The sequence below is a fragment of the Aquiflexum sp. TKW24L genome, assembly GCF_023502205.1.
Taxonomy (GTDB): domain Bacteria; phylum Bacteroidota; class Bacteroidia; order Cytophagales; family Cyclobacteriaceae; genus Cognataquiflexum.
Genome location: NZ_JAMFLG010000012.1, coordinates 103,843 through 123,421, shown reverse-complemented (window position 1 = coordinate 123,421; position 19,579 = coordinate 103,843). Strand labels below are relative to the sequence as shown.

The window sequence follows — 19,579 nt, the reverse complement described above, 5'->3', positions numbered from 1 at the left end:
GAAGGGAAATAAGGTTGAAATACTATAGAAATATGATAGAAATACTAATGAAATAAGGTTGAAATACATAGAAATAAAAGGGGAGAGGCTTTCTTGAATCTCCCCGGGAAAACTGAATTTTGCCTTAGTTCCAGTTATTATTGACTACCTAGACAGGTGGGGATTTTTGGACTTCTTGGTGATTGAGGTAAATTCTTGAATCACGGGGAAAGAAAAACATATCCAATACTTTCATTCACATTTTTTTAGAAGTCCAATTTTTTGAGTTAAATCTCCAATTATAAACAAGCAATAAAGGAGTATGATGCATACTTCACTTCTAAGCATTTATTTGTATTTCCCGAAAAATGCTTTTAATATGCCCGTTCATTTATACCACAACATATGGGAGAATTCATAGTTGACTTTAGTAACTGGATTTGGGACATGCCGATGCTCGTTTTGCTAATGGGCGGAGGCTTGATTTTGTTTATTTATTCAGGTTTTGTGCCATTCAGGTATTTTGGTCATGCCCTCAAAGTGGTCCGCGGAAAATATGACAATCAGAATATGCCCGGGCAGATTTCTTCCCAACAGGCTTTGTCTGCCGCAATAGCCGCCACTGTCGGCCTTGGTAATATCAGCGGCGTGGCCATAGCCATCAATATGGGTGGTCCAGGCGCAATTTTTTGGATGTGGATGTCGGCCTTTGTGGGCATGGCAACGAAGTATTTTACCTGTAGCCTAGCTATCATGTACCGGGGAAAAGATACCTCCGGAGAAGTGCAAGGTGGCCCAATGTATGTGATCGAGCATGGCATGGGTAAAAAATGGAAGCCTTTGGCTGTCCTTTTTTCTGTAGCCGGAGTATTGGGATTGTTGTCCATTTTCCAAGCAAACCAATTAACGGAAGTTACCCGAACTGTAATGTTGGCACCTTATGGGCTTGATAATGGAGAAATCACAAAGTGGATTTTAGGGATTTTGATGATGTTGGCTGTAGCTGTGGTGATTTTGGGAGGTATCCAAAGGATTGCGGCAGTGGCTTCCAAACTAGTTCCATTTATGGTGATACTATATTTTGGTACAGTTCTTTTGATCATGTTTCAATACATTGAAAGGGTTCCTGAAATGTTTCTTCTAATTATTGAAGATGCCTTTACCGGAAATGCAGTGATGGGTGGGGCTGTGGGGGCCGTGATGGTGATTGGAGCGAGAAGGGCTGCTTTTTCCAATGAAGCGGGAATCGGTACCGCGCCGATGGTACACGGTGCATCCAAAAACAACGAACCGGTGAGAGAAGGATTGATTGCGATGTTGGGGCCATTCATTGATACTGTAGTGGTCTGTACATTGACTGCCTTTGTGATTTTGCTTACTGGAGTATGGGAAAACAGCGAAAATAATGGCGTGCAATTGACGCTGCAGGCATTTGAAATGGGGCTTCCGGGAATCGGAAAATACCTGCTGATGTTGGCGGTTTTGGTCTTCGCGCTTTCGACCATGTTCACCTATTCATACTACGGACACAAATGTTTCAATTACCTTTTTGGAGCAGAAAAAGCCAATTACTACAATTACTTCTATTTGCTAACCATTGTCGCAGGCGCAGTGGTATCACTTGAAGTAGTGGTAAGTTTTATTGATGGGATGTATGCCATCATGGCAATCCCAACGATGATTTCGACGATTTACCTTGCACCAAAAGTCAAAGCTGCTACCAAGGATTATTTTGCGAGAATGAAGGGGAAGTAGTCCTAAAAGGGTTGTCATGGTTATCCGCTGAAGCTGTTGTCGGGTTGGAAATAAAATGTTGTCATGGTTATCCGCTGAAGCTGTTGTCAGGTTAAGAAAAATAGTTGTAATTGTTGTAACCTTCGTGTTGTAATTGTTGGGAGGAAATAGGGTTGTCAGGCTGTCCGCAAGCAATTGTCAATACGTAAGGGGATCAACAAAAACTTGACAACTTGAAAACCCGAAACCCGACAACAATTATAACTTGACAACAATTACAACCACTACAACCGCTACAACCATTACAACAAATACAACCATTACAACCAATACAACAATTACAACCCCTACTTCCCCGAACAATGAACCTCCTCATCGCCCCAAATGCCTTTAAAGGAACGATTGAAGCTGACGAAGCGGCGGAGATTATCGGGAATGCGATATTGGGAAAAATGCCAGATGCGAATCTGACGGTTTGCCCGATCGCGGATGGCGGGGATGGAACTTGCTTTTTGCTTGGAAAGGCTTTGAATTTAGAGCAGGTTTTCGAAATTGCCTTAGATCCTTTGGGAAGGCCGATGCAGGGATTTTACTTTTTGGATACGGGTCAAAAGACAGCTTACCTGGATGTATCCACTGTTTCAGGAATCAAATCATTAAAACCTAACGAGCGAAATCCTTGGATTACAAGCACATTCGGAACTGGGGAACTGATCAAAAAGGCTGCTGACACCGGAACCGAACATATTATCTTGGGATTGGGAGGAAGTGCGACAGTGGACCTAGGGATCGGGATTCTGAGAGGTTTGGGTTTTTTGTTTTTGGATGAAAAAGGCAGGGAAATTCCGGTTTTTTCAGAAGGTTTTATTTCCAAAATCCGATTTATACAAAGCCCGATACCAAAACCAAACTTAAAATTTACCTGCCTCTGTGATGTGAACAACCATTTTTTCGGACCCTCAGGTGCTATTCCGGTTTTTGGTCCCCAAAAGGGATTGGAAATGGAGGATCTGGAAAAGTTTGAAAAGTATTGTTCCAAGGCATTGGAATTGATGGCCAAAAAATCAGGAAAGCAATTGGCAGACAGAGAAAGTTTTGGTGCTGCGGGAGGAATTGCATTTGGGCTTTCATTCTTTTTTCCGATGGAAATAGAAATGGGTGCAACATGGTTTTTTGAGAAAGTGGGTATAGAATCCAAAATCAAATCTGCTGACATTATCATCACCGGAGAAGGTAAATTTGACTCCCAATCCGCGTCGGGAAAAGGGAGTTTTGAACTGCTTCAGCTTGCAAAAAAACATGATAAGGAAACAGTCCTGATCACCTCAGGAAACGGTGGAAAAGATTCGGGTTTTGATCGGGTGATCCAATTGCCAGAGCTGGATTTTAGCAGTAAAGGATTTATTGATATAGCAAAGATGAATTTATTTAATGCGGTCAAATCCGAAATGTGGAATTTTTAACCTTTTTATGATTCTTAACTTTTTTGTTAGCTAAATCCCAAGACAATTTTTGATATTTTTCATTGTCACTCGCTGTCTTATTTCTTAAAAATCAAATTGGATTATTAATTTGAAGGCAGTATGTTTACTAATATCTTAACAAATTAATTTCAATAAACTCCAGCTCCTTAATGAGTACAAAGTTTTTTACCAACGAAGATCAGAATACGCTCTTAAGCAAAATAGAAGGGATATTCAAACATAAGAAAATTCATTTTTTAGACGCATTGGTTGGGTATTTTAGGGCTTCGGGATATTTTCAAATTCGGGAATTTGTAGAGAATGCGGAAGAAATCAGGATTCTAGTTGGTATAAACATTGACTCTTTGGTTTACCAAGCCAATCAGCAGGGAATTTTGTTTGATGGAGATGCTGAAAAAGCACAAGAAGAGTTTTTCCAAGAAGTCAAAAAGAACATTCAAGAGGCGGAATATGACAAGACTGTTGAAGGCGGAATGATTCAACTGATAAAAGATATCACAACGGGTAAAGTGAAAATCAAAATTCACCCCAAACAGAATATTCATGCTAAAATTTACATTTTTAGAGAAGAGGTAAAGCACGATCACGGATATGGTTCAGTTATAACTGGGTCTAGTAACTTAACCGATGCAGGACTTTCCAAAAATTTTGAATTCAATGTAGAGCTTAGGGACAATTCTGATATTGACTTTGCAACCAAAACCTTTGATAAGCTTTGGGAGGAGGCTGTTCCTGTAGACATGGACAGCATAGAAAAGTTACAAAAAGAAACCTACTTGAACGATAATTACACTCCATATGAAGTGTATCTGAAATTTCTTATTGAGTATTTTGGCAAAAGCATAGAATTTGATCCTAACTCCATAGCAGATTTGCCAAAAGGATTCAAAAGACTTTCCTATCAGGTCGATGCTGTCAATGATGGATTTACCAAAATGATGAAACACAATGGCTTTTTCTTGGCGGATGTGGTGGGTTTGGGTAAAACAATTGTATCAACTTTAATTGCCAAGAAGTATTTCTACACCAATGGATTTCCGGAGCACCGGTCAAGAACATTGATCATTGTTCCGCCTGCTTTAAAAGATAACTGGGTGGAGACTATTGAGAAGTTTAATTTGGATAATGTCCGAATCGTCACAAATGGCAGTCTACATAAAATCAATGATGCCACTATCTATGATTTGATTATTGTCGATGAAGCACACAAGTTTCGGTCAGATACTGCAGGAATGTACAATGAACTCCAAAAGATTTGTAAAACTCCAACCAGGAGAATTTTGCCTGAAGGAAAAACAGTACCTAAGCGGATTATCCTTGTTTCAGCCACTCCTTTGAATAACAGGCCTGAAGACATTGCAAATCAGATTTATCTTTTCCAAGACAGTAAGGAATCGACTTTGGAAACGGGAAATTTGCAGCATTTTTTTAGACAGCAAATTGACGCTTATAAAAAACTAAAGAGTGAACCGGACATTGTTAAAGTCCAGACCGGAGTAAAAAAGATTTATGAGAAAATAAGAACCAAAGTTATTGAGCCCCTAATTGTTCGTAGAACCAGGACAGATTTGATGGCTCACGAACTTTACTCAAAAGATCTTGAAAACCAAAATATCAAATTCCCTAAAGTCAGGCAGCCCAAAAAAATACTTTATGCTCTTGAACCTCATTTAGAGGATCTGTACGACAAGACCATCCAGGTTTTAAGCCATGAAACACGAGGTTTAAAATATAACCGATATCGTGCTATCGGATTTTTAAAACCGTATAAAAAAGGCAAATACAAACAAGCGGACATGATTTCAGCTCAATTGGCCAAAATCATGAAAACCATGTTGGTAAAAAGAATTGACAGCAGCTTTTTTGCTTTCAAACAATCCCTTTTCCGATTTATGAAAGCCACCGAAGCGATGGTCACCATGTTTGAAAATGGCCGCATTTTCATCGCACCGAATTTGCCGGTTACGGAAATGATCAATGAAGGCAGGGAAGATGAGTTGATTGATTTGGTGTTGGAAAAATCTATAGAAGACCCGACCATTGATATTTGTGAACCTGATGATTTTGAATATGATTTTTTACCGGGCTTGAGGCATGATTTCAAATTGCTAAAGGAACTTTCAGAAGAATGGGAAAAAGTAATAGAAGATCCAAAACTGGAAGTGTTTATTACTTATTTGAAAAATACCCTTCTTGACAAATCCATAAATCCAGAATCTAAGTTGGTTGTTTTCTCTGAAAGTAAGGAAACAACAGGTTACCTTGAAAAGGAGCTTCGTACCCATATTCCTTGGAAAATATTAACTGTCGACAGTAAATCAAGAAAGGACAGAATGCCAACTGTCCGAAAGAATTTCGATGCAAATTTTCCGAAAGCGGAACAAGAAAATGATTTTAACATCATCTTGACTACTGAAGTTCTCGCCGAAGGAGTAAACCTTCACCGATCAAATGTGATTGTAAATTATGATACGCCTTGGAACTCAACCCGATTGATGCAGCGGATAGGGCGGGTAAACAGGATCGGTTCGACTGCGGATGAGGTCCATGTTTTCAACTTTTACCCAACAGCCAAAGTCAACAATGATATTGAACTTGAAAAAAAGGCAATTATGAAACTGCAGGCTTTTCATGCTGCTTTGGGTGAAGACAGCCAAATCTATTCTCCTGATGAAGAGACAGAAACATTCGGTCTTTTTGATCATCTTCCGGTAGATGAAAGTGATGAAAAACTTGCTTATCTGATGATGATCAGGGACATCAAAGAGAAAACTCCAGGGATATTCAAGCAAATCAAAAATATGCCACTTAGGGCAAGGGTAGGGCGGAGGAAAACAGAATTAGACCATAGTACCATTTGCTATATCAAGGATAGTAAGCGGGATGCATTCATTTTGGTAAAAGAAAACGAGGAAACAGAGGAGCTGACGTTTTTGGAAACTGTCAAGATTTTTGAAGCAGATGTTTTAGAAAAGTCCATTGCATTGCATTCAAATCACCACGATCAAGTGCAGTCAGGTATTCTGCTTTTCTCAGACTTACTCGAAAAGGAAAAGGCCAAGGATAAAAAAATTGATACGACTCAAGGACCTAACGAGAAAAGAGCAAATGCTTATTTGGATGCCATGCTTAATTTACCTTTGGTAAATGAAGAAGAACGGGTTTTGATCATCAAAGCCAAGGAAGCTTTGCGTCAGGGGCGTTTTCAAAATCTCCAGAGGGACATCAACAAGTTTCAGCGTGCCTTGAAAAAATTCCCTTTAAAACCTGCCATCATTTTAGAAAAAGTCATTGATATACTTAAAGCTTATCCTCTGATCAGTGAAGAAGCAGATCAGGAATTTGAAAAGAAAATCGTCAGGGTAAAATCCCTGAATCCCGAAATCATTATCACTGAAAGTTTTAGCAATTGAAATGGCGCAAAACAAGAAAATAAACGTACAAGGAACTGAAATTACCATTTTTAGCGCAGAATCAGATGATTTTGTTTCCCTGACGGACATTGCCAAATTTAAAGACGCTACTCATACCGATAGCATTATTCAAAATTGGTTAAGAAACAGAAATACAATTGAATTGCTCGGTTTTTGGGAGCAAATATACAACCCGAATTTTAAACCCCTCGAATTCGAGGGGTTTAGAAAACAAGCCGGGTTAAACAGCTTTGTGCTCACACCAAAGAGATGGATTGAAACAACCAATGCAATCGGTCTAATTTCCAAATCCGGCCGATATGGGGGAACCTTTGCTCATAAGGACATTGCTTTTGAATTTGCCTCTTGGATTTCTATTGAATTCAAACTGTATGTCATAAAAGAATTCCAAAGATTAAAAGAAAGTGAAAGCGACCGTCAAAAACTTGAATGGGACTTTCAACGGACTCTTGCCAAAGTCAATTACCACATCCATACAGATGCTATCAAAGAAAATCTGATTCCTACTGAAATCAGTAAACAACAGGTATCATTCATCTATGCCACTGAAGCGGATGTGTTGAATATGGCTCTTTTTGGGAAAACCGCTAAGCAATGGCGGGATGAAAATCCTGATGAAAAAGGAAATATCAGGGATTTTGCAACAATAGAACAACTGGTGGTTTTATCCAATATGGAAAGTACCAATGCACTGCTAATCCATCAGGGCATAACCCAAATTGACAGACTTTTACAACTTAACAAAATGGCCATCACCCAGATGAAATCGCTTTTAGGTCATCAAGAATCAATAAAGAAATTAAAATGAAAGAAAAAGACCTAAAATATAAAATTCAGCAAAAATTTGACTTCGCTATCTGGAAGGAGATTTTGCCGCTGCTATTCAAGAAGATTGACTATTTCAGTCATGCCAAAAATCTCTTTACAGAAAATGGTAAGGTCATCGACGGCAAACAAATCGGTACTGTAAAACTGGATGACGGAAAGCAATTGGCAATTTTTACCGTGGAAGTGGCCGATTCCGTCAGTATTGTCCGCAACAGACAGGGTCTCCGGGAAATTGCCGCCAAGCATATCGACCAAAATATCATTCATGGTGCATTGGCATTTTTTTACAGTAAAAACCAAGCTGATTATCGCTTTTCATTTATCGCCAAGGAAGCAAGCCTTGATATGGAAACCGGTGAACTCATTAAGGGTGAAACCAAACCCAAAAGATACACCTACCTCTTGGGTGCCAATGAAGCCTGTACCACTGCATCCAAAAGAATGCTTCTCTTAGCCGAAAAGAATCTTGTCGATATCAGGCAACTCAAAGAGGTATTCTCGGTGGAAGCGCTGAACAAAGACTTTTTCAAATCCTACAAAATCCATTATGAAAAATTTTGGAAACACCTTGCTGATGAAGGCAATCAGTACCGCCTGGCCTTAATCGATGCTGAAAAGGACGATAAAATAAAAAAGGAAAAACCCATCCGTGACTTTGTCAAAAAGCTCTTAGGGAGAATCGTATTCCTCCATTTTTTACAGAAAAAAGGTTGGATGGGCTGTAATGCCCATACCACCGATTGGACTGATGGTGAACCGCGTTTTATGCAGCAATTATTGGAAGACTATTCCAAGCCTGAAAAATTCCACAGTACATGCCTGACCCATTTGTTTTTCCAGACTCTCAATACCAAACGACCCAACGATATTTTTCAAATTGAAGGCTTGAAGGGCAAACTGAACGGTTCTCGGGTACCCTATCTGAACGGTGGGTTGTTTGAACCTGAAAAAAACAAGGTGACATTGGAAATCGATTTTCCTGTTGACTTTTTCAAAGAATTGTTGGAGTTTTTTGACCAATACAATTTCACCATAGACGAAAACAGTCCCGATGACCACGAAGTGGGCATAGACCCTGAAATGCTCGGCCATATATTTGAAAACCTGCTGGAGGACAACCGTGATAAAGGAGCTTTCTATACACCAAAGGAAATTGTGCAGTACATGTGCAAGGAAAGTTTGATTCAATACCTACTGAATTATGATTCAAATGAGTTTCGAATTACAAATGAGGATTGGAAAGAAGCCATTGAGAAATTTGTCCGCTTTCATGCTGTAAATGAAGTATTGGCAAATAAGGAAATTGCTGTAATCGTAAACCAAAAGCTAGACGATATTAAAGTATGTGACCCGGCTATCGGTTCGGGGGCTTTTCCTATCGGTATGTTGCAGGAGATTTTTGAAGCAAAGCGATTTATCTATCCTTTCCTGAAAACCAATCAGGAATTCAAACCGGCTGAAGTCAAAAAGAACATCATCCAAAACTCCATCTATGGCGTGGACTTGGAAAAAGGAGCAGTAGATATTGCCCAACTCCGTTTTTGGCTTTCATTAGTTGTAGAAGAATTGAATCCCCATCCACTTCCTAACTTGGATTACAAGATCATGCAGGGGAATAGTCTTTTAGAAAGTTTTGAAGGTATTCCGTTGAATAATTTAATGAATACCAAAAATGTGGTTTACACAGTGGATTCAAACCCTCAAATGGGGTTGTTTGGGGACAATAAAGGTCTACAAGTACGTTTTGATGTAATCGAAAATGAGCTTGATAATCTTAGCAGCTACATCAAAAATTATTTCACATTAGAAAAAAAGGAAAGTAAGGCTGAGGTAAAAAAGAAAATAAATAGGATTGTCCACGATCATCTTCATTTTAATATTGACCTGAGGAAAGCAAAGTTTGAAATAATTTTAGGAGAAAAAGAAGCAATTTTTGGAAGCATCCGATTTGATATCAAAGATACCATTGCCAAAAGAAACCAAAAGGAAAAACAAATTCAAAAACATCAGGTCGAAATAGATAAACTAAGTATTGAGATTAAAAGTCTGGAAAAGGCATTGAATGAATTAGAAAACATTCAAGAAACAGAAGAACGCCCATATTTCCTTTGGCACCTATATTTCAAAGATGTTTTTGATCGTGGTGGTTTTGATGTGATGATTGGTAATCCACCATATATTAATGTAGAAAATTTAGATTCCAGTACAAAGCTTCATCTCTTTGAATTTTACAAGACCTGTAAAGGTAGAACCGACATTTACATAGCTTTTATTGAAAGCACATTAGGTTTGTTAAGAAAAAAGGGTGTTTTAAGTTTCATCATACCATACCCTTATATAAACCAAAATTATGGGGCAGATTCTCGAAAAATGTTAATTGAGAATTTTTTCATAAAGGAAATTGTGGATACATCTGAATACAATGTTTTTGAAACAGCCATTGTTAAGAATATTATCTTAAATGTCATTAAGAAAAATGCCAATGAAAACACATTAATTAAAAAAGTGCTATCAAAACAAAATTTTGTGGAAGGTAAATTTGAGTCTAGCTCAATAAACCAGTATTCTTTTTTAGAACTTAAAGAATATCGCTTAGAAACAAATCAAATTTCAGAGGACTTGAAAATAAAGCCTATTATGTGGGAAAACGCTTTTCGGCTCGATGATATTTGTCTTGTTGCTTATGGGGCAAGATTGAATCATAAAACGGAAAATATTCCTAAAAGCCATTATATCCATAATGAGTATTCTGAAGGTTATAAACCTTTTTTAGAGGGGAAAAACATTGAAAGGTATTATTATGATCAAGCGGGATGGCTTGATTATAGAAAAGATGTCCACTACAATTCCATGTTCCCAGAGTTGTTTGAAAATGAAAAATTAATGTTTATTAATGTTGTTTCCCACAAACTTAGATTTGCATTTGATAAAAAAGGGATGTTCAATAGCCATACAATTATAAATTGTTTAAAATGGGATCTATTGGTAGGGGTATTACATCCAACAGTAAGAAAAAACTTAACTATTGAAAAGATTAAGGTAGCCAGTACTTTTTCTTATAAGTTTCTTTTAATTGTGTTAAATTCTAGTATTATTAACTGGTACTTTAAATGTTTTCTTTCTGAGTCACTTCATTTTTATCCGAACGATGCAAAAAGTTTGCCCATAGCCAAATTAGCTTTTGAAAATCAAAAACCATTTGAAATCATAGCAGAATATCTGATTTACGTAAATGACCCTAAGCATGAAGGGTTAATGGAAAAAGTCAACAATGAAACTGTTAACGAAGTTTTTGAAAACGTGGTCAACATGATGGTGTACGAGCTCTACTTTGAAGAAGAGATGAAATCTAAAGAAATTGATGTAATGAAGTTTGTGACTTCATTCACATTTCCGGACATCATCAAATCTGAAGACCCTAAAGCGGTAATCCAAAAAGTGTATTACGAGTTGCAACAAAAAGATAACCCCATCCGCAAGCGAATTTTGATAGCGAACAGTAGAAGTGAAACGATAGCCAGGATCAATGCCGCTAATGGATAAAAAAGAAGGAAAAATCTTTTTGTCTGAAAATTAAACTGGAAGTTAATCTAATGAAAACCTAATATATTCTAAGACCATGTCAGATCTTTTTGAACAACCCCGATATGTACCCAAAAACAAAAGTGTCATTGCTATTATCCGGGAGTTTGAAAAAGAATACCTTGAGATTTTTGAGTTGGCAAAAACTAAATGGAACCATAGTATCCGGGAATTCCACAGAGATGCTACAGGTTTGAAACTTTCAAGGGGTCTAGGACAGGGGCGAGCTACCAACATTACTATCCGTTTTTTACCTGATTGCGACAATGATTTTATAAGGTTAATTGATGAGCATTTTCCAGATCTGGACTTTTTGGAATACACGAAAACCAGAGCACTTTATTCAGCGCTGAATGAGAGTTCTGATTATTTTATAAATGATCCTGTTGGAAAATTCCATTTTGTGTTAAAAGGCCATTGCTACAAATACTTAGAGAAATACAACTTAAAAAAGCTTCAAAAAGTATTGTTTTTTGAACCTGGAAGGTCCAAGGATATTTTTGGTGCCTACTATTACAAAGACAGTAGAATTGAACTCTATTACATACCCTTGATAATCTTTTCCCAAATTAACCAAATTGATCTGGAATATTTGATTGTAGTAATATTAGCCCATGAATTGGCACATGCTTATCATCACGTAGGTTTTGATACTGATGGGGTATATTGGTCTAAGATGGCTGATGTAGACATTGGGATCAAGGAAGGATTGGCGCAATATTATACAGCTTTGTATGTAGATGAGCAAAAAAACATCTATCCTGGAATTGAAGAAGCTTACCGACAATTGTTGGACTTTCAGTCAGGGCCTTATTTAGTTCATGAGTCATGGCTAAAAAGCTTCAAAAAAGAACATGTCAAACATGCCTTCAATGTTACGCGCAGAAACGGGAATTTGGATTATGATGAATTTGTAAATATCTTAAAAAGAGCAAAGGATCAGTTAAAATGACTTTGTAAAGTCATTTCTTCAATCTTCATATTTATTAGAAAATTTTTGGGCTCAAAACCATTCCCCTTTCATCTCCACGGTCAGCATATCATCTGAAACCAGTCTTTTGCCAAGACCATCCATTTTGACTAGTTCATATTCGAAGAAATAGCGAATGGCCATCATTTTTCCATTATAGAAATCTGTTTCAGAACTTCCTCCATCCAAAGCTTGCTGTACGGTGATTCCCTGCCTCAACCACTGCCAAGAAATAGTCAGGATGCCGATGTATTCCAAGTAGAGAGAGGCATCAGCGAGAAATTCTTCCGGATTTTGAGAAGCTTTTCCAAATAAATGGAAGCTTGTCTGTTGCGCTCTTTGAAGATATTTCTCTAGTTTTTCGGCAAATGGAATTAGGCTGTTGAGTTTTTTTGCGGAGCTTATGGTCTTCATAATTTCCGTAGCGTACAGTTGAAGGGCTTTTCCCTCCTGCATCAAAACTTTCCTTCCCAAGAGATCCAATCCATGAATCCCCGTCGTCCCTTCGTGAATGGGATGGATGCGTGCCTCGCGGTAATATTGCTCTACCGGAAAGTCAGTCGTATAACCAGCACCTCCCAAAACCTGCACTGCAGCAGATGTCGTCAGACAGCACATTTCTGAAGGATAGGATTTGGCAATAGGGGTCAAAAGGTCAAGCAAAAGGGAAGCTTCTTCTTTTTCTTTCCCATCAGCCACATGGACCAGATCCCCCAATTTGGCACAGAACAATAAAAGGGAAAGTGCACCTTCCGTAACTGATTTTTGGAACAGGAGCATGCGTTTCACATCTGCATGTCGGATGATTGGGATTTGTGGTTTTGATGGGTCTTTCTCAGTGATTTTACGACCCTGAGGTCTCTCTTTGGCATAGGCCAAGGAAGCATGGAAAGCAGCTGTTCCAATAGCAGCAGCATTCATTCCTACTCCGACCCGTGCTTCATTCATCATCTGAAACATGTAAGACAATCCCTTATTGGCCTCGCCGACAAGGAAGCCCTCCGTACCGTCATTTGATCCGATCATCAGATGGGCAATCGGCGCCCCTTTGTAGCCCATTTTGTGGTAAATCCCCTCGGTAAGCACATCATTGGGTTCATTGTTCGGAACTCGCTTTTGGGGAACAACAAACAAAGAAATTCCCTTCACCCCGGCGGGAGCGCCTTTGATACGGGCGAGCATGAGGTGGATGACGTTTTCGCAGGCATCATGGTCTCCACAGGAAATGTATATTTTTTGGCCTTGGATTTTAAAAACTCCTTCCCTTTCCGTGGGAATGGCAAGGGTACTTATGTCAGTTAGGGAGGAACCGGCATCAGGTTCGGTCAGCGCCATTGTTCCCTGCCATTTTCCTTTGTACATGTTTGGGGTGAATGTTTCGATCAGTTCCTGACTACCAAAAGTCCGGATGAGGTTGGCCGCTCCGGTAGTCAAAAAGGGAAAAACAGAACTTGAATAATTTGCTGCCTGAAAAATAAACCCTGCAGCAAGATGGATTGTATTTGGTAGTTGTTGTCCTCCTTCCTCATAGCTAAAGGTGGCATTGATCCAACCGTCCTCCCCAAATTGCCTGACAACCTTTTTCATGCCTTCATGCACTTTGATTTTCCCTTCGATAAGCTGAGGTTCATTCCTGTCCATGTCTGTCAACAAAGGAAAGAGAGAACTCACCGCAATCTGATCGGCTGCCTCCAAGACCATTTGGAATGTTTCCTGACTGTGGTCTTCGAAAAACTTGAATCGGGTCAGGTCAAGTACCTTATGGTTTTCGAAAAGCTGGAATTGAAGGTCACGTTTGGAGTAGAAGGGCATGGTCTTTTTAATGGTTGTAATTGTTGTGTTGGTTATAATTGTTGTAGTGGTTGTAATGGTTATAATTGTTTTCGGGTTGTCATTGTTTTCAAGTTGCGTCACCCTGAGTCCTTAACATTTAAAAATGTTCAGAAAAGGAATGACGGTTGGCGTTGCGTCATCTTGAATCCGAGGTACGAGGATGAAAGATCTCAAAATAAGGAGACACTTCACAACGTTAAGTGTGACGACCAAGAGATTCACGTCATTGTTAGGCACGAAGGGTCTGTTGGCTTTGGTTGCAGTGGTTTTAATTGCTATAGTGGTTGTAATGGTTGTCAAGTTATCATTGTTGTCGGGTTTTCGAGTTGTCAAGGTCTTGTTGATCCCTTTATATCTCGACAACAGCTTTAGCGGATAACTCGACAACATTTTTTACCAACCTGACAACAGCTTCAGCGGACAACTAGACAACATTTTTACCAACCTGACAACAGCTTCAGCGGATAACTCGACAACCTTTTTTTTTCCAAACAATTACAACACGAAGGTTACAACAATTACAACTCTTTTTCGAAAACCTGACAACAGCTTTAGAGGACAACTTGATAACAGCTTGCGGACAACAGCTTCAGCGGACAACCTTCTAAACCAAACTCCTAATCACTTTACATGGATTTCCTGCGGCGATGACATCATCGGGGATGTCTTTAGTCACGACCGATCCGGCGCCGATAATAGACCTCGATCCGATGCTTACTCCCGGGCAAATTATACTAGAACCTCCGATCCAAACATCATCTCCGACCGTGATGGATTTTCCAAATTCTGCCAAAGTTCCCCTTTCTTTGAAATCTATTGGATGTGTAGCAGCGTAGAATTGGACATTTGGAGCTATCATCACACGGCTTCCAAGAGAAACCGGAGTCACATCAAGCACCACACAGTTGAAATTGAAAAACACGTCATCTCCAGCAGTGATATTACGGCCATAGTCGCAAAAGAAGGGAGGCTCAATCCAAAAGTTCTTGCCTTTCTTGCCAATCAATTTGGCTAGAATGCTTTCCCGCAATTCCGTTTCATCAGGATTCGAATCATTGAGTTGCTTGGTCAACTGCCTTGCGTGCAGCCTTTCCGCTACCAATTCTGGATCGGAAGCAAAATATAGCTCACCGGAGACCATTTTTTCTTTTTCGGTTTTTTGGATAGACATGAGATTTGAGATGAACTATTATAGAAATAAAGTTGAAATAAGGAAGAAAAGGATATTTATAGATATTGGATATTAATGGATATTGGATTCGAGTAGGATTTGGAATTGAGCGATTGAACCCAATAAATTATATCGCTGAAAGCGTATTTCGCAAAGCATATATCAACTATATATCCATCTCTATAATAAATTTTTTGCCTGATCAATATGTCGCTGTTCGTGTGCCACGATGATATCAATTGCCTTTTCGAGGGAATAGACGATCAACTTGTTAGCAGGAGAATGAATGATGGTCTTTTTTTCAAGAAATGGTTGCATTTCTTTGATCCAATTTTTGAGTTCTTCTTGGTGGTTTTGAAACCTTTCCAACACGGTGGCATCTTCAGTGGTCAATTTTGGTTCCCAAAGCGGGAAGGTTTTGGCTTTTTTCTTTCCCCCGTCGGATACTGATTTTAAAATCATGTTACCGAAGAGATTAGAAAAATAGGGGAATTTTGAAATGAAAGCCCCTTGGAAACTCCCATGTTTCAATTTTTCAAAAATTGGAAAATAGGTTCGATTAATGGTAATAAGGTGCTCAAAGTTCTCGGCTATGCTCCAGGTTTCTGGATTGGGTTTGAGGTGTATTTTCTCTACCGAAAGTGTAATGAAGACTTCAATTGCCTCACTGGTTATGTTATCTATTGAATCAATCCATTTTTCAATCTGAGTTGTCATATCAATTGGGTAATTCGGTATTTTTGTTTTGCTGAGAAAGCTTGGTTAGTTCTTCCATCAATACATTTCCTGTTTCCTTTCCCAAAGACATTCTAGTCAAATAGGGCGCATGCGGAAGATTTTGATTCTCAAAATAGGAGGGTTTGATGATATATCCCAAAGCATCCTGACTTAATCCTAGGATAAATCTTGGGCCCTCGGGCATGAGTTCTTTGGTTTTCATCCCATAGATCGGAGCGGTTTCTCCGGGGTGGCTTGCAAATGTAGCTTCCCCAATGGAAAACCAAACAACCTCGGATTCGATCACATCAGTTACTTTTCTATCGACGATGATTCCTGCTGCAGAAAGTTGCTGCCAAGCTTCATTCATAACAGGAAAAAACACGGTTTTTCTTTGGAAATTGAGTTTGGATTTGGGTAAATTTTTTGGTTTTAATAGGGAAGCAGTCGCTGATAATGCCAATTTTTGCCCTCTTTGCAAGGCTTTTTGATAACCACCATCTTTGTCGGTAGGCTGTATCCATCCTCCGATTGCACCTTGGAGAAAAAGATGTTCCCCGCCCCATTCTTTTTCCATTTCTTTGTAAAACCCTGACAGGTAATCAGCCGAAACCTCTGAAAAAACAGCATCCATATATGTAGGATGACAGGCAAAATTGGTCAAAGTGACTATGTTTTTTTTGTTTTTGTCCAAGAACTGTAAGACCGTCATAGACCTGTCGATTTCTTCCTGACAGATATTGGCAACCCATTCTTCTCCAAACTCACTTTGACCGTACCTTATTGTACTTCCCTGTAGGTTTTTAGAAGCTTTATGAATCTGTTCAGCAACAGTCTGAACCAAAAAGTCCATGTATTCCTTGTTCACGCCACTTTCGGAGAAATCTTTCCCCCAAAGTCCGACGACATCAGGGCCGGAATGGGTATGTGTGGAACTGATGACAATATTTTCAGGGGAGAAAGGGATATCGAATTCCAATTGGGAGGTTCTTTCCCTTATTTTTTGTAAATCCTGATACAACAGACCAATGCAATCCAAGGTGACTATTGCCATGGATTTTTCGCCGTCATAAAAAACTACTGCTTTGGAATAAAGGCTATCCAAAACACCTGTAAAGGTCCTATTTTGTGCGTCTCCCGCAATGTAAGAGCCAATTGGAGGATTGATGATTGCCTTGGACACACCGACTTGGAGTTGGGGAATTTTGCTGTTTTGGCAAGAGACAACAAGAAGTAAGAATCCCATCCAACAGAAAAGAAAATTTTGCTTTGTCATTGAATGAAAATTTATTAGGGAAGGATGCTGATCAATTCGATACTCTTTACCCTTTCAAAATGTTTTTTGTTGAGGGTAGCAATTTTAAGTTTCGAAGCTATCGCTGATCCACTTATAAAAATATCCTCAATGTCAATCAACTTATTTTTTGATTTCAAATCCTTGTAAATTTTGACAGATTCTTGAAGACAATTTTCATCAAAAGGAATTACCATAATCTTTTCAAAAAATGAGTTCCAAAATATGATTTGAGTTTCATTACTCCCGACGAAAATCTCATATTTAGTTAGAATTGAAACTGCAAAAGAGCTATATGATTTTGTTAAATTGAAAAACACAGATTTTGATTTTTCTTTTTTTCTAAAGTAATCAATTAAAATCCCTGTGTCTAACATGATCATTTTATCCTCCATTTGTTGGTATGTTTTTTTGTCTCTAAAAATTCAGCATATTGAGCGTCGGTCATAATCGGACCTGAAAGCAAAAATTCCTGAAATTCCGTATGAGGAGGCTTTTCTTTATTTTGAATAATATTTTTCAATTCATTAATCAAAATGTTGATTTGATTTTCAGATAAACCATTGGCTTTATCTAAAATTTCTAGGATCTCCTTTCTAGTGTTGGATTTTGAATATTCTACCACAGGTTCATTTACCATATTTTCACTTTTCTCGCTATTTTTATTATCCTCCATAAATTAAATTTAATGAAAAATTTCTTTTTTCTAAAAACTTATTATTTGTATTGGCCCTACTTTCTCCACAAAGAACTTATCGCCCCTTCACTGTTGTTGTAACCTGATTTTTAACCCATAATCATGACGAAAACCAAACCAAAAGAGAACAGGGTCACCATGGCCCATGTATTCAAAACCATCATTTGGCCCCGCAAAAACCAACTTTTTTTAGGGCTTTTTCTTATTATAATCAGTAGACTTTCGGGTTTGATTTTGCCCGGCGCGAGCAAATACCTGATTGATGATGTCATTCCTTCCAATGACCTAGACATGCTGAAATGGCTGGTGATTATAGTAGTTGCAGCCATCACAGTGCAGGCAGTTACCTCTTATGCCCTCACCCAAATTCTAAGCGTGGAGGCGCAGCATTTGATTTCACAATTGAGATCCAAAGTCCAAAGGCACATCATCCAACTGCCCATCCGCTTTTTTGATAATACTAAAACCGGTGAGTTGGTATCGAGGATCATGACAGACGTTGAAGGTGTCCGCAACCTCGTCGGGACAGGATTTGCGCAGATGATCGGTGGGGTTTTGACAGCGGCGATTTCTCTTGGATTACTGATCTACATCAGCCCTATGATGACGCTTTATGTATTGGTGCCGGTAATTATTTTCGGGTTTATTTCACTGAAAGCCTTTAGTAAAATCAGGCCGATTTTCAGAGAAAGGGGAAAGATTAATGCTGAAGTCACAGGAAGATTGACAGAAACCTTGGGTGGAATCAGGGTGATCAAGGGATTCAATGCAGAAGCACAGGAAATCAAAAGCTTTGAAGCAGGAGTGGAGCGCTTGTTTTTGAATGTGAAGGCGAGCTTGACTGCCACTAGTTTTGTCACCTCAGCGGCTACCTTTTTATTGGGAATTGCTTCGGCAGGGATCATGGGAATGGGCGGCTACATGATTATGGATGGTCAGATGACCTTTGGTGATTTCTTGGCGTTCACCTTGTATTTGGGATTTATGATTGCACCGATTGTGCAGATGAGCAATATCGGTAGTCAGTTTACAGAGGCCTTTGCAGGATTGGACCGGACCGAGGAAATCATGAACAGGCCTTTGGAAAGTGCAGGTGGATACAGGATGATATCCATTCCACACATCAAAGGTGATATCAAATTTCAAAATGTCACTTTTGCTTATGAAGAGGGGAAGGAAGTGTTGAAAGGAATATCATTTGATGCACCTGCAGGATCTGTGACGGCACTTGTTGGAACTTCAGGTTCAGGAAAAACGACCATTGCAGGATTGGCTGCTTCTTTTCTCAATCCAGAATCAGGGTTGATTACAGTAGATGGAGCAGACATGCAAAAAATAACTTTGGATAGTTTCAGGTCACAATTGGGGGTGGTATTGCAGGACGATTTTCTTTTTGAGGGTACTATCAGGGAAAATATACTTTTTCCGAGACCCGATGCCACTGAAGAAAAGCTAAAGCAGGCAGTCAAAGCCGCACATGTCCATGAGTTTACGGATAGATTCGAGGACGGATTGGATACCTTGATAGGAGAGAGGGGTGTCAAACTTTCTGGTGGACAGAGACAGCGAATCGCCATCGCCAGGGCGATATTGGCAGATCCAAGGGTATTGATTTTGGATGAAGCCACTTCCAATCTAGACACCGAAAGTGAATCGCTGATCCAAGCGAGTTTGAAGGAATTGATGCAAGGCAGGACGACTTTTGTTATAGCCCATAGGTTGAGTACCATCCGGCAGGCGGATCAGATTTTGGTCATCGAACAAGGTGAAATTGTCGAAAAAGGACAGCACGAGGAGTTGATTGCAAAGCAAGGTAGGTATTACCAGCTATACACTTATCAGGCAAGAATCTAAGT

13 protein-coding genes are annotated in these 19,579 nt (G+C 39.2%); 7 read left to right on the top strand and 6 right to left on the bottom strand.

The genetic code is table 11. The annotated features are described in order from the left end of the window. Positions 1–384: 384 nt before the first annotated feature. From M3O96_RS10245 to M3O96_RS10220, 6 genes are all read left to right on the top strand, one after another. Positions 385–1,734: an alanine/glycine:cation symporter family protein gene (locus M3O96_RS10245; RefSeq protein WP_249720361.1), complete on the top strand. Its 1,350-nt coding sequence runs from the start codon at positions 385–387 to the stop codon at positions 1,732–1,734. A gap of 341 nt (positions 1,735–2,075) precedes the next feature. Then, entirely contained in the window at positions 2,076–3,176 is a 1,101-nt protein-coding gene (locus M3O96_RS10240; RefSeq protein ID WP_249720360.1) for a glycerate kinase family protein, read from the top strand. Between the two features lie 170 nt (positions 3,177–3,346). Then, entirely contained in the window at positions 3,347–6,610 is a 3,264-nt protein-coding gene (locus tag M3O96_RS10235) for a helicase-related protein (RefSeq protein WP_249720358.1), read from the top strand. A gap of 1 nt (position 6,611) precedes the next feature. Continuing rightward, positions 6,612–7,439, top strand: coding sequence for a KilA-N domain-containing protein (locus M3O96_RS10230; protein WP_249720355.1), 828 nt, complete (start codon positions 6,612–6,614; stop codon positions 7,437–7,439). Further along, positions 7,436–11,002: an Eco57I restriction-modification methylase domain-containing protein gene (locus M3O96_RS10225; RefSeq protein WP_249720353.1), complete on the top strand. Its 3,567-nt coding sequence runs from the start codon at positions 7,436–7,438 to the stop codon at positions 11,000–11,002. Before M3O96_RS10230 ends, M3O96_RS10225 begins: the two co-directional genes overlap by 4 nt. 76 nt (positions 11,003–11,078) lie before the next feature. Continuing rightward, on the top strand, positions 11,079–11,993 hold the full coding sequence (locus M3O96_RS10220; RefSeq protein WP_249720351.1) for a hypothetical protein: 915 nt from the start codon (positions 11,079–11,081) through the stop codon (positions 11,991–11,993). A 51-nt stretch (positions 11,994–12,044) separates the two neighbouring features. On the opposite strand, the gene M3O96_RS10215 is transcribed toward M3O96_RS10220, so the two are convergent. The 6 genes from M3O96_RS10215 to M3O96_RS10190 form a co-directional block, all read right to left on the bottom strand. After that, complete coding sequence (locus M3O96_RS10215) at positions 12,045–13,823, bottom strand: acyl-CoA dehydrogenase family protein (protein WP_249720349.1); 1,779 nt, start codon at positions 13,821–13,823, stop codon at positions 12,045–12,047. A gap of 625 nt (positions 13,824–14,448) precedes the next feature. Next, positions 14,449–15,015: a sugar O-acetyltransferase gene (locus tag M3O96_RS10210; RefSeq protein ID WP_249720347.1), complete on the bottom strand. Its 567-nt coding sequence runs from the start codon at positions 15,013–15,015 to the stop codon at positions 14,449–14,451. Between the two features lie 180 nt (positions 15,016–15,195). Then, complete coding sequence (locus M3O96_RS10205; protein WP_249720344.1) at positions 15,196–15,732, bottom strand: DinB family protein; 537 nt, start codon at positions 15,730–15,732, stop codon at positions 15,196–15,198. Between the two features lies 1 nt (position 15,733). Next, the gene (locus M3O96_RS10200) at positions 15,734–17,008 is read right to left on the bottom strand and encodes a neutral/alkaline non-lysosomal ceramidase N-terminal domain-containing protein (protein WP_249720342.1); all 1,275 of its coding nucleotides are present in this window, start codon (positions 17,006–17,008) and stop codon (positions 15,734–15,736) included. Positions 17,009–17,022: 14 nt separating this feature from the next. Next, positions 17,023–17,403, bottom strand: a complete 381-nt coding sequence (locus M3O96_RS10195) for a type II toxin-antitoxin system VapC family toxin (RefSeq protein WP_249720377.1) — start codon at positions 17,401–17,403, stop codon at positions 17,023–17,025. A 2-nt stretch (positions 17,404–17,405) separates the two neighbouring features. Next, on the bottom strand, positions 17,406–17,702 hold the full coding sequence (locus M3O96_RS10190; RefSeq protein WP_249720341.1) for a hypothetical protein: 297 nt from the start codon (positions 17,700–17,702) through the stop codon (positions 17,406–17,408). Positions 17,703–17,825: 123 nt separating this feature from the next. On the opposite strand from M3O96_RS10190, the gene M3O96_RS10185 reads away from it, so the two are divergent. Then, entirely contained in the window at positions 17,826–19,577 is a 1,752-nt protein-coding gene (locus tag M3O96_RS10185; RefSeq protein ID WP_249720339.1) for an ABC transporter ATP-binding protein, read from the top strand. Positions 19,578–19,579: the final 2 nt, after the last annotated feature.

What these genes read in the sequence shown, in the direction of transcription:
- M3O96_RS10220 (WP_249720351.1), top strand. Translation starts at nt 11,079, where the DNA reads ATGTCAGATCTTTTTGAACAACCCCGATATGTACCCAAAAACAAAAGT.
- M3O96_RS10205 (WP_249720344.1), bottom strand. Translation starts at nt 15,732, where the DNA reads ATGACAACTCAGATTGAAAAATGGATTGATTCAATAGATAACATAACC.
- M3O96_RS10190 (WP_249720341.1), bottom strand. Translation starts at nt 17,702, where the DNA reads ATGGAGGATAATAAAAATAGCGAGAAAAGTGAAAATATGGTAAATGAA.
- M3O96_RS10230 (WP_249720355.1), top strand. Translation starts at nt 6,612, where the DNA reads ATGGCGCAAAACAAGAAAATAAACGTACAAGGAACTGAAATTACCATT.
- M3O96_RS10185 (WP_249720339.1), top strand. Translation starts at nt 17,826, where the DNA reads ATGACGAAAACCAAACCAAAAGAGAACAGGGTCACCATGGCCCATGTA.
- M3O96_RS10225 (WP_249720353.1), top strand. Translation starts at nt 7,436, where the DNA reads ATGAAAGAAAAAGACCTAAAATATAAAATTCAGCAAAAATTTGACTTC.
- M3O96_RS10240 (WP_249720360.1), top strand. Translation starts at nt 2,076, where the DNA reads ATGAACCTCCTCATCGCCCCAAATGCCTTTAAAGGAACGATTGAAGCT.
- M3O96_RS10245 (WP_249720361.1), top strand. Translation starts at nt 385, where the DNA reads ATGGGAGAATTCATAGTTGACTTTAGTAACTGGATTTGGGACATGCCG.
- M3O96_RS10215 (WP_249720349.1), bottom strand. Translation starts at nt 13,823, where the DNA reads ATGCCCTTCTACTCCAAACGTGACCTTCAATTCCAGCTTTTCGAAAAC.
- M3O96_RS10235 (WP_249720358.1), top strand. Translation starts at nt 3,347, where the DNA reads ATGAGTACAAAGTTTTTTACCAACGAAGATCAGAATACGCTCTTAAGC.
- M3O96_RS10195 (WP_249720377.1), bottom strand. Translation starts at nt 17,403, where the DNA reads ATGTTAGACACAGGGATTTTAATTGATTACTTTAGAAAAAAAGAAAAA.
- M3O96_RS10210 (WP_249720347.1), bottom strand. Translation starts at nt 15,015, where the DNA reads ATGTCTATCCAAAAAACCGAAAAAGAAAAAATGGTCTCCGGTGAGCTA.
- M3O96_RS10200 (WP_249720342.1), bottom strand. Translation starts at nt 17,008, where the DNA reads ATGACAAAGCAAAATTTTCTTTTCTGTTGGATGGGATTCTTACTTCTT.